Origin of the sequence: Pseudomonas sp. BNK-44-b, from assembly GCF_047456245.1 — a bacterium.
Classification (GTDB): Bacteria; Pseudomonadota; Gammaproteobacteria; order Pseudomonadales; family Pseudomonadaceae; genus Aquipseudomonas; species Aquipseudomonas machongensis.
The window spans coordinates 3,025,974-3,040,705 of the sequence record NZ_CP179908.1; the positions used below are offsets into that span (position 1 = coordinate 3,025,974).

General features: G+C 63.0%; 12 protein-coding genes. 3 read left to right on the forward strand and 9 right to left on the reverse strand.

Annotated features, from left to right (window positions below; genetic code table 11):
- Nucleotides 1-23: 23 nt before the first annotated feature.
- From codA to codB, 3 genes are read right to left on the reverse strand one after another with little or no spacing between them, the layout of a single operon-like run.
- Nucleotides 24-1,265, reverse strand: a complete 1,242-nt coding sequence (codA, locus tag ACMGGG_RS13655; protein ID WP_063545293.1) for a cytosine deaminase — start codon at nt 1,263-1,265, stop codon at nt 24-26.
- 4 nt (nt 1,266-1,269) lie between these two features.
- Nucleotides 1,270-2,487, reverse strand: coding sequence for a PucR family transcriptional regulator (locus ACMGGG_RS13660; protein ID WP_054892037.1), 1,218 nt, complete (start codon nt 2,485-2,487; stop codon nt 1,270-1,272).
- Nucleotides 2,484-3,743, reverse strand: coding sequence for a cytosine permease (gene codB / locus ACMGGG_RS13665; protein ID WP_054892038.1), 1,260 nt, complete (start codon nt 3,741-3,743; stop codon nt 2,484-2,486). Before codB ends, ACMGGG_RS13660 begins: the two co-directional genes overlap by 4 nt.
- A 340-nt stretch (nt 3,744-4,083) precedes the next feature.
- Between codB and ACMGGG_RS13670 the strand changes: the two genes are divergently transcribed.
- Nucleotides 4,084-5,088: a 5'-nucleotidase gene (locus ACMGGG_RS13670; protein WP_414155674.1), complete on the forward strand. Its 1,005-nt coding sequence runs from the start codon at nt 4,084-4,086 to the stop codon at nt 5,086-5,088.
- Between the two features lie 11 nt (nt 5,089-5,099).
- On the opposite strand, the gene ACMGGG_RS13675 is transcribed toward ACMGGG_RS13670, so the two are convergent.
- From ACMGGG_RS13675 to ACMGGG_RS13685, 3 genes are all read right to left on the reverse strand, one after another.
- Entirely contained in the window at nt 5,100-6,338 is a 1,239-nt protein-coding gene (locus ACMGGG_RS13675; protein WP_414155675.1) for a hypothetical protein, read from the reverse strand.
- Between the two features lie 114 nt (nt 6,339-6,452).
- Nucleotides 6,453-6,761 carry a DUF3077 domain-containing protein gene (locus tag ACMGGG_RS13680; protein WP_054892041.1) on the reverse strand — a complete coding sequence of 103 codons (309 nt, stop codon included), beginning with the start codon at nt 6,759-6,761 and terminating at the stop codon, nt 6,453-6,455.
- Nucleotides 6,762-7,039: 278 nt separating this feature from the next.
- On the reverse strand, nt 7,040-10,438 hold the full coding sequence (locus tag ACMGGG_RS13685) for a type III effector HrpK domain-containing protein (protein WP_414155676.1): 3,399 nt from the start codon (nt 10,436-10,438) through the stop codon (nt 7,040-7,042).
- Between the two features lie 260 nt (nt 10,439-10,698).
- Here ACMGGG_RS13685 and ACMGGG_RS13690 point away from each other — a divergent pair, with 260 nt between their 5' ends.
- Together ACMGGG_RS13690 and ACMGGG_RS13695 are read left to right on the forward strand one after the other, a co-directional pair.
- The gene (locus tag ACMGGG_RS13690; protein WP_414155677.1) at nt 10,699-11,394 is read left to right on the forward strand and encodes a type 1 glutamine amidotransferase domain-containing protein; all 696 of its coding nucleotides are present in this window, start codon (nt 10,699-10,701) and stop codon (nt 11,392-11,394) included.
- Between the two features lie 208 nt (nt 11,395-11,602).
- A complete protein-coding gene (locus ACMGGG_RS13695) occupies nt 11,603-12,766 on the forward strand; it encodes an AAA family ATPase (protein ID WP_414155678.1) in 1,164 nt (387 codons plus the stop codon).
- Between the two features lie 81 nt (nt 12,767-12,847).
- On the opposite strand, the gene ACMGGG_RS13700 is transcribed toward ACMGGG_RS13695, so the two are convergent.
- From ACMGGG_RS13700 to ACMGGG_RS13710, 3 genes are all read right to left on the reverse strand, one after another.
- Nucleotides 12,848-13,225, reverse strand: a complete 378-nt coding sequence (locus ACMGGG_RS13700; protein WP_414155679.1) for a putative quinol monooxygenase — start codon at nt 13,223-13,225, stop codon at nt 12,848-12,850.
- A gap of 27 nt (nt 13,226-13,252) precedes the next feature.
- Nucleotides 13,253-13,657, reverse strand: coding sequence for a nuclear transport factor 2 family protein (locus ACMGGG_RS13705; RefSeq protein WP_414155680.1), 405 nt, complete (start codon nt 13,655-13,657; stop codon nt 13,253-13,255).
- A 113-nt stretch (nt 13,658-13,770) separates the two neighbouring features.
- Entirely contained in the window at nt 13,771-14,700 is a 930-nt protein-coding gene (locus ACMGGG_RS13710) for a LysR family transcriptional regulator (protein WP_414155681.1), read from the reverse strand.
- Between the last annotated feature and the right edge of the window lie 32 nt (nt 14,701-14,732).

The window sequence follows — 14,732 nt, forward strand, 5'->3', positions numbered from 1 at the left end:
AGCAGTTGCCCCCACACAGCGCCTCAGGCGAAGCGCTCGACCTGCGCCGGGGTACGACGCATCAGCACCTTGCCGCCACGCACCGAGACCAGCGCATATCCCTGGCTACGGATCATCTCGTAGTCATCCGGCGCCGACAGCACCAGCAGGTTCGCCGGACGCCCCACTTCGATGCCGTAGCGCTCGCCCAGGTTCAGGGTGCGCGCACTGTTGTCGGTGATCAGGTCCAGCGCCCGCTGCAGGTCTTCATAGCCGAGCATGTGGCAGATGTGCAGGCCCGCTTCGAGGATGCGCAGGATGTTGCCATTACCCAGCGGGTACCACGGATCGACGATCGAATCCTGACCGAAGCACACGTTCATGCCGGCGCGATCGAGCTCAGCCACCCGGGTCACGCCACGGCGTTTCGGGAAGTTGTCGAAACGCCCTTGCAGGTGAATGCTCTCGGTCGGGCAGGACACGAAGTTGATGCCCGACATCTTCAGCAGGCGGAACAGCTTGTAGCAGTAGGCATTGTCGTAGGAGCCCATGGCCACGGTGTGGCTGGCAGTGACGCGCTCGCCCATGTTGCGCACCCGCGCCTCTTCGGCGAGTACTTCGAGAAAGCGCGACTGCGGGTCATCGGTTTCGTCGCAGTGCACATCCACCAGGCAACCGGTGCGCTCGGCCAGGTCCATCAGGAACTTGACCGACGACACACCCTGGTCACGGGTGTTCTCGAAATGCGGAATGCCGCCGACCACATCGGCGCCCAGCGCGACCGCTTCGGTCATCAGTTCGCGACCGTTGGCGTACGACTCGATTCCCTCCTGGGGGAAGGCGACGATCTGCAGGTCGACCAAGTGCCGGACCTCTTCGCGCACCTCGACCATCGCCTTGAGCGCCACCAGCGTCGGGTCGGTGACATCGACGTGGGTGCGCACGTGCTGGATGCCGTGGTCGACCAATGCGCCAATGGTCTTCTTGGCACGGGCCTTGATGTCTTCGTGGGTGGTGATGGCCTTGCGCTCGGCCCAGCACTCGATACCCTCGAACAGCGTGCCGCTCATGTTCCAGCGCGGCTCGCCGGCGGTCAGGGTGGCGTCGAGGTGGATGTGCGGCTCGATGAAGGGCGGGATCACCAGGTTCTGCGCCGCATCGATGTCCGCAGCGTTGCTCAGTGCAACCGCCGCGTTCTGGGGTTCGATGGCGGCAATGCGATCGCCATCGAGCTCGATCCGGAACAGGCCGGTCTTGCCGCGCAGGCGGGCGTTGATGATATTCATGGGGTTACTCCTTGCCTTGGCTTTCGCTCATGCGCCAGATCAGCAGCGCGACGGAAGCATTCATGCGGAAAAGCGAGTCATCGAGCGACTGTCCGCTCAACTGCTCGATGCGTTGAATACGCTGGATGATGGTGTTGCGGTGTACGCCCAGGCGTTGCGCCGCCTGGGCGCCGTTGCCGTTTTCCTTGAGCAGTACATCGAGGGTGTGCACCAGGGCGTAGGGATGCTTGCGCCCGGCTTCGATCAGCGGGCCGAGGGTCTGGGCGACGAAGTTGTCGATTAGCGAACGGTCGGCAATCCCCTGCAGCAGGCGCAACACACCCAGCTCGCTGAAATCGCACAGGCCAGTAGCCGGGCGCATGTTCTGTGCCACTTCGAGAGCCTGGCGCGCCTCGCCCAAGGCTTGACGGTAGTGGGCGCAGTCTTCGGCCAGGCACGACAGGCCCATGAACAGCGCCATCTCGCCGGTCACCTCGGCCAGTTGCCGATACAAGGCTGCGAGCGCTGGGCGCAAGTCCGGTGCGTCGGGCAGCAGCAGCACGAAGAGGTCACCTGGCAATTGCGCCATGACCGCCCCCGCAACCGTGCGGCACCAGGCCTCCAGTTGCTCTTCGAGCGCCTGGCGGGTGTTCTGCCACAGGCGTTCGGCCTGCTCCGGTCGATGCCGCTCGAACAGGCCATCGACCGCCGACAGCCGCAGCGCGACCACACGGCGGGGCTCGTCCAGCGCCAGCTGCAGGTGTGCAGCGCGCTGGCGGGCAATGGCCAGGCTCGGGTAGTCGCCGGTCAACAGCTGGCCGAGAATGTCGTCACGCGAGCGCCGCACCTGGCCCATCTGCACCAGCGCCGTGCCGATCAGGTGGGTGACCACCACCATCTTCAAGGCGTAGGGCTGCTCGATCAGCGGCAGCCCCAACTGTTCGGCACGCTCGACCACCGCCGCCGGGATGTGCTGGATGAAGGTGCCGCCGGTGAGGATCACCATGCCGGCAATGCCGACAGCATCGCCATCCTCCACCAGGCTCAGCAGGTTGGCCTCGCCACGCGGATGGTTGATACCGGTGACGAACACCAGTTCGCCGCCCATCACCCATTCGGCAATGCCTTCGTTCTCCGCCACGTAAGGCCAGCGCACCCGCCGCTGCAGGTTGCGTGCACCGGCCCGCACGGTCATCTCTTCGAGACCGGGCAGCCCCAGCAGCTCATCGAGTGCCAGGCTCACGGCTTGGCCTGTGCCACGGGGCGCACGCGCGCACCGACTTCAAGCAGGACGATGTAGCACAGCGCCGAAGCACCGATACCCACCAGCGGGGCGACCCACGGCGAGCTGTAGGCCAGCACCGCCCCCACTGCGTAGGCGAATAGGCCGGCGCGGTTGTAGCGCGGCAGGCTGACCGAAGCCAGGGTCGGATACTTGCCACGGTGGCGGTACCAGAAGTCAGCCATGATCACCCCACCGACCGGCGGAATGATCGAACCCAGCAGCACCAGGAATGGAATCAGCCATTCATACATGCCACCGATCGCCAGCACGATGCCCACGCCGGCCGCCACCAGCGTCGCTGTACGACGACGCTCGCTGCGCACCAAATGGCAGGTCGCCGCCGCGACGTTGTAGATGGTCGGGCCCTGAATCGTCCAGAGGTTCAGGCACAGCATCACCACGGCGGCGAACGACAGGCCCTGCAGCATCATCACTTCGACGATGTCGGCTTGCTGGTAGACCATCGCGCACCAGGCGCCTGCCACCACCATCAGGCCGTTGCCCACCAGGAACGCCACGACGCTGGCCGTGACCGCCACCCGGCCACTGCGCGACAGGCGTGTCCAGTTGGTGGCCTGGGTCGCGCCGCTGGCGAAGGTGCCGAAGACCATGGTCACCGCTGCCGAGAAGCTCATCGCCTCGTGCGGCACCACGGCCATAAGTCCTTCGAAACCGCCCACGTGCCGGGTGGCGATGACCATCGAAATCACCAGTAGCACGAACATCAGGGGCACCGACAGCCGCGACAGCCAATCCAGCCCCTTGAAGCCAATGATCGCAGTGATGCTGAAGCCCAATCCGAACAACACCATCAGCGGAATGGTCAGGCCCTCGGCCAGCCCCAGCAGCTTGACCAGCACGATCGCCACTGTCGCCGTGCCCCAGGCGTACCAGCCCAGCTCAGCGAAACCCAGCAGAAAATCGGAGAGCCGGCTGCCCGACTCACCAAAACAGAAACGCCCCATCAGCACCGTGTTCAGGCCACTGCGCGAGGCGATGAACGCGAGCGTTGCCGCATAGATCGCCAGCAAGGTGTTGCCGATGGTGGCAATCCACAGCATGTCGACGAAATTGAAGGCCATGCCCAGCTTGCCGCCAGCGAACATGGTGCCGGTGAAGAAGGTGAAGCTGAACAGGACCATGGCAATCGGCAGCAGGCCCTTGCGGGCGTGCTGGGGGGCTTCGGTCAGGGGGAATTCGCCGGGTGAGCTCATTTTTATAGTGTTCCAGTGTTGGGGGGTTGGCGCTGGCGGAGCAATAAGTGGGCCGGATCCAGGGAAGACGATGTTCAGACTGGGAATTGGGCTTTAACGATATCCATTAATGTGCAACACGCACATAAATTACTGATCAGGGCGAAAATTTGTGGGCTTTATATCTCATTTTGATGCACGCGTGCACCTTTGGGTGGCGGACTTGCGCCTGCGCACCGCGGGATTTCCAGCGCTTTGGGCTGACGAAGACCTTGAGCATCACAGCTATCCTTTTATGGCAGTACAATCATGGCCGCACCGCGCCAAGTCTCGGTGATGCCTATCGGTTCAGGACTTCTCCATGCCCTACCCCATCGAACAGAAACTTGTCGTCGGCGTTGCCTCCAGTGCGCTGTTCGACCTCGCTGAGTCCGACGACATCTATCAAAGTGAAGGCGTCGAAGCCTATCGCCAGCATCATGAAGCGAACCTCGACAATCCGTTCCCCAGGGGTGTGGCCTTTCCGTTCATCCGCCGCTTCCTGAGCATCAACAAGGCCTTCCCGGGGCAACTGCCGGTTGAAGTGGTGCTGCTGTCCCGCAACTCGCCGGAAACCGGGCTGCGGGTGTTTCGCTCTATCACGCATTACGACCTGGACATCAGCCGCGCGGCCTTCATGTCTGGCCGCTCGCCCTACGAGTACATCCCGGCCTTCAATGCTTCGCTGTTCCTCAGCGCCAACGAAGAAGACGTGCAACGCGCCATCGACGCCGACTATCCTGCCGGCCTGGTGCTGCCCACACGCATCTACGACGACGAGATCGACACCGAGCTGCGCGTGGCCTTCGACTTCGACGGCGTGATCGCCGACGACGAAGCCGAGACGGTCTACAAGCAGCACAACAACCTCCATGACTTCCAGGCCCACGAGTTCGCCCGCAAGGCCATCCCGCATCAGCCGGGGCCGCTGGCGGACCTGTACCGCAAGCTCTCGCACATTCGCACCCTCGAAGACCAGAAGCTTGCGCAAGACCCTGACTACAAGCGCATTCTGCGCATTGCCATCGTCACAGCGCGCAACGCACCATCCCATGAGCGTGTGGTGACCACCTTGAAAAACTGGGGCGTTTCGCCAGATGAATCGTTCTTTCTGGGTGGGATGGAGAAGGACCGTGTGTTGTCCATTCTCAAGCCGCACATGTTCTTCGATGACCAGCGCAGCCACCTGTTCTCGGCGGCCGGTAACCTGCCGATGGTGCATGTGCCGTTCGGGGTGGCCAACCGCAACGTAGCCAGCCAGCCGGCGCAGGAGGTCATGACTCAGGGCATTGGCGAGGCTACGAGTGAACCGGCGACAGGCCGATAAAGGCCGCATGCCTAGCGCTTGTCCTGCAGCATTTGCCCACGTATCTGCTCCCAGCCCATTCGCCGCTCCGCCGCCTCTTGCCACTGCGCCCGTTGCGGCTCGCGCTGCACGATTGGCAACAGCAGCGGCGGCAAGCGCTCCACCTGACTGCTGCGGGTGAAGATGCACAGGCGGGTGTAATCAGGGAGTTGGTGGAGCTTGGCCCCGAGCAGGCTGTGCGGGCACAGCAACAGCAGGTCACCGAAGGCGAACAGCTGGTAGGCCCTGACCTGCACCTTGCCATCGTGACGCAGACGGCTGTGCCAGAGCAGCGGATCGATATCGGCCAGTGTCACCTGGCGATCGAGCACGTAGCGCTGGGAGAAACCCTGGCGTACTTCCAGACTGCCGGCCACCGAATAGGTGATGCTCGACATCGCGCCCTTCGCGGTGGTGAGGAAGATCACGAAGAACAGCAAGGCGCCGCCGATGCCTGCGGCGAACTTGCGGTAGATATCGCCCTTGAACACGAAGTACAACATCGAAGGCAGCAGGCTCATCAGCAGCGTGAACAGTGAAAAGCCTGCCACGAACGACACCGCCGCCTCGTTATCCCGCCCGACGTAGGTGTCGATGATCAACAGCATCGACAACGAACTGGCGATGACGGCGAACACCAGGGTGAACGAAAGAAAGATCCCAAGAAACCAGCGATCGGCCTTGCCCTTGTTCTTCGGCACCGCGAGAACGAACAACGACCTGAACGACCGGGAGAAGAACAGCGCGGCAAACGCCAGCACGGTGGCTACCGAGATCAACAGCATGGCAACGCCGGGGCTGAGCATTCGATGGTAGAAGAAGCCCAGGACGATGAAGGCGGCGTAGCCCACCGCCAACGGGATCACCAGCCACAGCGCGACATGGCGGGTGAGCCAGCGCACCCTGCCGAACAGCGATACCGCCGTGCCGTAGAGCCACGACGAGCCCATCAGGATGATCAGGTGCGAGAACATCACCGCGACGACCACGAACATCCAGGCGGCGAGTGATGACTTGGAATCCAGCGCCGACATGAACAGGTCGGCGCGACCGATGGCCCGGGTGTAGATGTACAAGCTCACGCTGCCGAGGAAGGTCCCGAGGAACACCAGCGTGACGGTGAACGGCGTCCAGTGCGTCAGCACCCGCTTGAGGTTCTTGCGAAACACCTGGGCGAAGGTCGGGCGCACGCGGCGCACCCGGGATGTAGCGGATTGCGAGGTCCTGCTCATTTCGAGGCCTGTCCATGGTCTGCAACTACGAGGCCGGGGAATCTATCACGCTTGCCCGCGTGAATCCCGGTGTCTGCTTGCCGATGCGTCCTGCATCGACGGCTTGCGGTATCGCTAGGCCCCCTCCTCGACAGGCACCTCACCGCGTACGATGGTCAGTTGGCCGTCGATCATCGCCTTGCTCATGCCGCACAGGTAATGGGTGGCGCGCATGAGCGGTTCGGCATCCTGGGGTTTGTCGATGGCTCGTCGGGTGAGTTCGGTCACGCAGCCGAGCAGCGTGGAAATTTCCATCAGCGTTTCCTTCGGCGGCAGCCCGGGTATCGCCTGGACCCAGGCCATGCGTGGCTCGCGGCGGATACGTGCGGGTGCGCTGACCAGTTTCAGGCTCCCGCGCTTATTCGATTGGTCGTCGTTGTCCATGGCTCCCCCAGCGTTGGTTGAAAAGCGCCCGTCGCACACCCTCGTCCGTGTTCCAGCCCGACTCACGCGAACCTGGCGTGTGTCTCTGCCCGTCGGCTGAAAACGCGATGACGATGTGCGACCGGCCCCAGGAGAGTAGAAGCACGGACGGCGCCACACAACGGCAAAACCCGGGGAAATGGTATCCCCGGAAATGCCCTACGACGTATTAGGAAGGTTCGCGAAATAGGCCCTAGGCCGGTAGCAATCCGCAGGCATGCGCCGACCACGGCGCATCATCAGGAAGTCCACTCCTCACCACCCGGCCAGTCCTCGGTGGGGATATCGGCCAAGGTGCCGTCCTTGATCCCGTCGATGCCGTAGCGCTCGATCGAATCGCCCAGCAACGAGCCGAACTTGTCCGACTTGACCTGCTCCTGCCCTTCCTTGACCAGGCCCGGGATGATCGCTGCCAGCACCGCCACGCCCGCGCCAAGGAACCCCAGCACCCCAGCCGTGGCCGCCAGGCCCGGAAGGAAGCGTGGCAGGTTGGCGCCGAGCAGGCCGAGTCCGCCCTCCACCGCCGAGGCACTGCCCGCCAGCACGCCCAGCGAGCCGGCAGTGATGCCGAAGCCACCGGCCAGCTTGTCGCCACGACGCAGCGCGTTCACACCATCGAAGATGCCATAGGCCCCGGCCACGATACCGGCCAGCCCGCCGATGCCTTTGGCAGCTTCCTCGAAGTTCTTCGCCACCACCTTGGCGTGCTTGCCATCCTTGACGTTGGCCTTGACCTCATCGAGCAGGTCGAGCATCACCTTGCCATCCTTCATGTCGGTCAGCGTCTGCTCACCGTTCTTGATCGCCTTGGTCAAGTGCTCCTGGTAACCCTTGGAACCGCCCTCGATCAGCACCGTGGTGGTCTGCACCGACCCGGTGGTGATGTCGACGATGTTGCGATCGGTGAGCTTGCCGCCGCTCTGCGCGCCGCGAGCGATGGTGACACCGGCCAGGAACAGCCCGCTCACCCCGTGCAGCACGCCACTGCCGTAAGCGCCCTTGGCGTTGCCGTTGGGGTCGAAGTCCGACAGCTTGCCCATCTTGTCCAGGGCCTTGGTGCCCTGGCGGAACAGGTCCCAGTTGCCACGGAAGCCCGCCAGCACCTGGTCGGTAGTGGCCACCGTGCCATCCTGGTTGAGCAACAGCTCGGGGCTCTCATCGCGCATCTGGTCGATCAGCTTGCGCACCTTGTCCTCGTCCAGCTCTTCGCCACCACCCTTGCCGAACGCGGTCTTGAGGTCGTCGAAGGTGGCGTCCTTGAACAGGTTCTCCTGGGTGATGGTGGAGAAGTTGTCGTTGAGCTGCTTGTCGTACTGGGCGGTGAACTGCGGATCGAGCGCCGAGTTGTAGAGCGCCACCTCCAGGCTGAACTCCGAGGCGGCCTGCTCGGGCGAGTTGTCCTTGAGCAGTTCGCGCATGCGTTCGCCGGTGGCCAGCTGATCCTTGTAGAAGGTCTTGAAATCTTCATTGTGCGACGACTTGCCGACCGCGCCCTGGATCGCCTTGGCGTCGTCGATACCGAGGATCGACTGCAGGCTGGTGGCGGTGGCATAGAAGCTGGCCAGTGCAGTGTGCTGGTCGGTCTTGCCATCCTTGGTGTTGGCGTCCCAGGCAACGTCCAGCGCCTTGCCGGACTTGACCTCGTCTTCGTAGGTCTTGCTGACGGCGTCCTTGAGCCCCGGGTTTTCCTCGAACAGCGTCTTCACTGCCTCATCACCCGCGCTCTTGAGATAGTCGGCGGTTTCCTTGTCGTTCTGCAGGATGGCCATATGGTCGTTGATGTCTTCCAGCAGCTTTTGCGGCTCCCAGATCGCACCGGAACGGTTGGCGATGGCGACCTTGCCGTAGTCGCTGTTCCACACCCCGGCATTGGCGCCATCGACCACCAGCTTCTGCGCCTCCTGCAGGTCCAGCAGTACGGCGGCCTTTTCCTCGGCGATGTAGTTTTCCGGATGCACGAAGACATCCTCGCCCAGCTTGCGGGTGTCGACCTTGCCGGTGACATTGCCGGCGGCGACATCGGTGATCAGGCTGGCCAGCCCCTGGGCATCGGTGGGTGAGCCGCTCTTCAGCCAGCTCTGCACGTCCTCGCGACTGACCTTGCCGTCAGGCTTGTCGCCAATGTTGTTGCTGGCGGTATCGACCTTGCGGAACGCACCTGGCTGGGCGAAGAAGTTCAGCGCTTCTTGCTCCTGCTTGCTCAGTTGCGGATTCTGCTTGAGGTAGTCCTTGATGTTGTCTGCGGTGACTGCGCCATCGGCGCCAGTCTTGCCGCGGATCGAATCGTACTTGGCATCGAAGATGGCGCCATACTGGGCGATCTGCCTGGAGCCTGCGTCAGCGTCCGGGTTGGTCTTCAGGAACGCCTTGTAGCTGCCGATCTCGTCGTTGGCCGGCGGCTTGGCCAGCGACTCGAAACCGAACTTGCCGAAGTCCTGCAGGCGCCCGGCCTCGGTGCCGTGACGCGCCTCGCCGCTCTTGGTGAAGCCATCGACACTGCTGTTGGCCACATCCTTGCCGGTGAGCGCCTTGCCGTCCTCGTCATAGCCCACTACTCGGTCGAGCACCTGGCTGGCCCGGAAGGCGGCGTTGGGATCCTTGTCGAAATCGCCGACCTGCTCCTTCAGCGCATCCTTCACCCCGCTCTGGTTGCCGAGGTTCTTGAGCAGCGGGTTGTCATCGATGATGTCCTGCGCCGAACGCTTGTCGTCCTCGGGAAGCTCCCAGACGATGCCGGCCTTTTCTGCCGCCTCGCGACGCTTGTCATCCTTGCCCACGTCGTCGACATGCTGCAGCTCGCCCTTGAGGCTCTCGAACCCGTACTTGCCGAAATCCTGCAGGCGCCCGGCTTCGGTGCCATGCCTGGCATCGCCGCCCTTGGTGAAACCGTCGATGCTGGTGTTGTCGACATCCTTGCCGGCCAGGCGCTCGCCGTTCTCGTCATAGCGCACCACGTGGTCCAGCACCTGGGTCGCGCGGTAGGCCGCATCGGCATCGTGCTCGAAGTCGCCGACCTGCTCCTTGAGCATGTCCTTGACCCCGCTCTGGTTACCCAGGTTCTTGAGCAGTGGGCTGTCGTCGATGATCTGCTGCGCCGAACGTTCGTCGCCTTCGGGGCGCTCCCACCGGATACCCGCTGCCTCGGCCTTGCTGCGTGCCTCGGGGTCATCGTTGGCCGCCTCGATGTGCTTGAGCTCACCCTTCAGGTTTTCCCAACCGTACTTGCCGAAGTCCTGCAAGCGCCCGGCCTCGGTGCCGTGCTTGGCATCACCGCCCTTGGTGAAACCATCGACCTTGCCGTTGTCGATATCGCCACCGACCAGTCGCGAGCCACCCTCGTCGAAGCGCTCGATGTGGTCCAGTACCTGGGTGGCGCGGTAGGCCGCATCGGCGTCGTGCTCGAAATCTCCGACCCGCTCGCGCAGCTTGTCCTTCACCCCGCTCTGGTTGCCAAGGTTCTTCAACAGCGGACTGTCGTCGATGATTTCCTGTGCGGAACGGTTGTCGTCCTTCGGGCGCTGCCATTCGATGCCGGCGTCCTTGGCCTTGGCACGATCGACCGCATCGCCCCAGTCGGCACTGGCGTCCTTCTTGGTGAGCGTCTTGATATCGAGGGCGTTGGTGACCGGAGCTGACATGCGCGTTCTCCCTGAAGGTGGCTGCCGGGTTGGCGGGCCCGAGGTGTGTGAGTGCAGGGAAAAGCAGCGAGATGACTGAACGATGACAGCTGTGCTGGCGATCAGCCGCTTTTCGCAGTTGCACGCCCGTGATCATTGGGCGGATCGCGCCTGTGAAACGTTGTGAAATCACCCGATGGAACATCTGTCGGTCTTGGGCCTCCCACACTAACGCAGGGCGAAAGGCGCGCTGCCCATGAAGATCCGGAGGCTTGTCCTGTATGAAAAAGATCCTGATGGTGCTGACATCCCACGACCAGCTCGGTAACACCGGCAAGAAAACCGGCTTCTGGCTGGAGGAGTTTGCCGCCCCTTACTACGTGTTCATCGACGCTGGCGCGCAGATCACCCTCGCCTCCCCCAAAGGCGGCCAGCCACCGCTGGACCCGAAGAGCGACCAGCCCGACGCCCAGACCGCCGCCACCCGCCGCTTCCAGCAAGACACCGAAGCGCAGATCGCTCTGGCCGACACCATTCCGTTGGGAGAAATCGACCCTTACGACTTCGACGCCGTGTTCTATCCAGGTGGTCATGGGCCGCTGTGGGACCTGGCCGAGGACAAGGATTCAATCACCCTGCTCGAGGCCCTGTACGCCTCGAACAAACCCATCGCTGCGGTATGCCATGCACCGGGGGTGTTCAAGCAGGTCAAGGCAGCGGATGGCGAGTCGGTTGTGAAAGGCAAGCGCGTCACCGGTTTCACCAACAGCGAGGAAGAGGCTGTCGGGTTGACCGATGTGGTGCCGTTTCTGGTGGAGGATATGCTCAAGGCCAACGGTGGTGAGTACTCGAAGGCGGCCGATTGGGCGAGCTACGTGGTCGAGGATGGCAATCTGATCACCGGCCAGAATCCGGCGTCGTCCGAGGCGGCGGCGCAAGCGCTGCTCAAACGTCTGGCACACGAACCAGGCGCTTGAGACGAATGGCACAGGCGCGGCCCGCTCCCTCAGATGCACGGTCTCTGTAGGAGCGGGCTCGTCCCGCGATCACCGGCAAAGCCGGTGCCATCCCCATCACCGATACAGACGGACTCACATCACCCACCAACCCCGAGCACCCGGCGGCTGGCAACCCCACCCAGCATCGGTGACAATCGCCCCTCATGCCCAAGCCAGGACGCCCCGCGTGCTCACCACCCTCGCCATCGGCAACTACCGCTCGATCAAGCACCTCGTCATGCCGCTAGGCCAGCTCAACCTGGTGACCGGCGCAAACGGCAGCGGCAAATCCAACCTGTACAAAGCCCTGCGCCTACTGGCTGAAACCGCCCAAGGCGGCGTGATCGAAGCCCTCGCCCGCGAAGGCGGCCTGGACTCGACCTGGTGGGCCGGCCCGGAAACCAGCGCCCGCATGAAGCGCGGTGAAGTGCCCATCCAAGGCCAGCACCCGACCGACGTCAGACGCCTGCGCCTCGGGTTCGCCACCGAGGATTTCGGCTTCGCCATCTCTCTCGGCCTACCCATCCCGTTGCCCTACCCGAGCGCCTTCATGCTCGACCCCGAGATCAAGTGCGAAGCCATCTGGGGCGCCGGCGCCTACCGCCCCACGTCACTGCTGGTCGAGCGCAAGAACGCCCTGGTACGTGCCCGCGAAGGCACCAGCTGGTCCGTACTCGACCAGCATGCCGACAGCAGCGAAAGCTTCTTCAACATCGTCGGCCGCCCCCGCCAGGCCCCGGAGATCGGCGAGCTGCGCGCGTTCATCAACAGCTGGCGCTTCTACGATCACTTCCGCATCGATCGCGACGCCCCCTGCCGCCAGCCACAGCTCGGCACCCGCTCGCCCGTACTGCACCACGACGGCCGCAATCTCGCCTCGGCGCTGCAGACCATCATCGAGATTGGTGACGTCGAAGACCTGGTTGCCGCGCTGGATGACGCATTTCCCGGTAGCCGCCTGGAGATCGATGCACCACCCGGCGGGCTGTTCAGCGTAAGGCTTTACCAGCACGGGCTGCTGCGGCCCCTGGGCGGGACGGAGCTGTCGGACGGCACCTTGCGTTACCTGTTGCTGATGGCAGCCCTGTTGACGCCCCGACCACCGTCACTGATGGTGCTCAACGAGCCGGAAACCAGCCTGCATGCAGATCTGCTGCCGGCGCTAGCGCGCTTGATCATCCGCGCGTCGCAGCGTAGCCAGGTGTGGGTGGTGTCGCACAGCAGGCCGCTGATCGACGCGCTGACGGCGTGTGAAGGGTGCAATGTGCTGGAGCTTGAAAAGGATCAGGGGCAGACGCAGTTGCGCGGGGTCGGGTTGCTGGATGAGCCGCTGTGGCGGTGGGTGGACTGAGCCCCGCAAGCCTCACCACCCAGTGTAAGAGCGGCCCTGTGGGGCTGATCCGCACCTTCCAAATGACGTTCAGAATTTGACTTATCGTACTTTTCCACGAGGGTCGTCGATGTGTTGTTTAGCCACGTCATAGCGAATGCCTTCCCGGCTCAGTATCCGCACGTTCTTCACCACCGTGGCGAGCGCGTGGAGGAAAGTGGCCGAGTGCTCATGGCGTTCATACGCCTGCTCATCAGCCCATCCCTCTGTGAGGTGAAAAGTATTCGGATTGGTCAGATCCTGGGCAAATGCGTAGTAGATGCAGCCTGGGAGTTTCTGCGCAGCGAGCATTTCCGGGACAACGGCGTCGATGAAAGTCTGGCGATCATCGGGATGAACGCGGTAATAGGCGCTGACCAGAATCTGTGTAGGTTGTGTCTTGTCGTGGTCGGACGTTGCAGCGATGTGGGTGGCTTGCATAGGTATTCTCCTGGGATTCGACGGTGTTCAGGCAGGATCGCGCGGGGCGAATGCGGTGGCGGCAGCAACGGTGTTCATGGATTCGCGCAGCAACTGGATCTTGCCGTCGCGCGCCACCAGGCGCCCGGCATAGGACTGTTGGTAGATCCGTCCGGTGGCCGGCACGGGTGCTTCCACATCGTATTCGGCGAACGCCTGATCCGGGGTGTCGATCAGAAAGCGAATGCAGCGAAACTTGAAGTCTGGCACTTTTGCCAACAGCGCTGCGATGAAGGCTTCGATCTGCTGCGGCCCTTGGGCACGGTCAGGGATACCCAGGGATTTGAGATAGGGGATTTCCAGCGCGCCGTCGTCGGCGAAAAGCGCAGCGGCGGTGCGTGGATCCTGGATAGTGTCTAGGTATTGCTGGAACAATTGCACGGCATTTTTCATGGTCATCGTCCTCATGGACTACAGGTCGCGGCGCGGGATCGCCGAACATGCGGACTACATTAACCAGCCATGAAACCCACGAAAATGGCAAAGATTGAAACCCATCGTTTCATTTATGAAAACAATCGCGCATCCCAACGCCAACTCGGGTCGGACAGGTGCTCCTGGAAGAAATCGGACAGCGCCCTGATCTTCGCCGGGCGTGTGCGCGCTGAGGGTGTTACGAAGTACAGCCCGCCCCGGGTCATGCTCCACTCAGGCAACAACCGCTCTAGACGGCCATCAGCCAGGTATTCACTGGCAATGAATTCTGGCAGTTCGGAAATGGCCAGGCCTTCGAGCAATACCGGCAGCATGGCATCGGAATTGGTGACTCGCAGCGGACCGTTCGGCACCACATCTTCTTCAGTTCCGGATGCATCGGTGAAGCGCCACACCTGGGTACGGGCGCGATAGGCGTAGCTCAGGCAGGGCACGTTCGCCAAGTCTCTCGGGTGTTGCGGGCGACCGTGCTGCTGCAGATAAGCAGGCGAAGCCACCAGAAACTGAGTGACGGCGCAAAGCCGCCTGGCCACCAGAGACGAATCGGGCAGCGCGGCAATCCGCAACGCCGCGTCGAAACCTTCAGCGACCAGGTCCACCGAAGCATCGGACAGGTGCAGGTCGATGGACAGCTCAGGGTACTGACGGATCAGTTTGGGCAGCAACGGCGCCACCCAGCGCAACCCGAACGACATCGGCACCGCCAGCCGAACCTGCCCGCGCGGCTGCACCGACAGCTCCATGGCCTCGCCTTCGACCTCCTCAGCCTGGCGATAGATCTCGCCCGCCTTGCCGGCCATGCTGTGACCGAACTCGGTCAATGACAACTGCCGTGAGGTGCGATTGAACAGGCGCCCGCCCAGCCGCTCTTCCAGCCGTGCGACCGCGCGCGACACCGTCGGTACCGATACACCCATGACCCGCGCCGCCGCAGCGAAGGAACCTTCTTCTGCCACCTTGGCGAACATGGCCAAGCCTTCGAAATCGGGAAGTTTGCTCATTTCATTTCTGCAATGATAAGTTTCAAGCGATT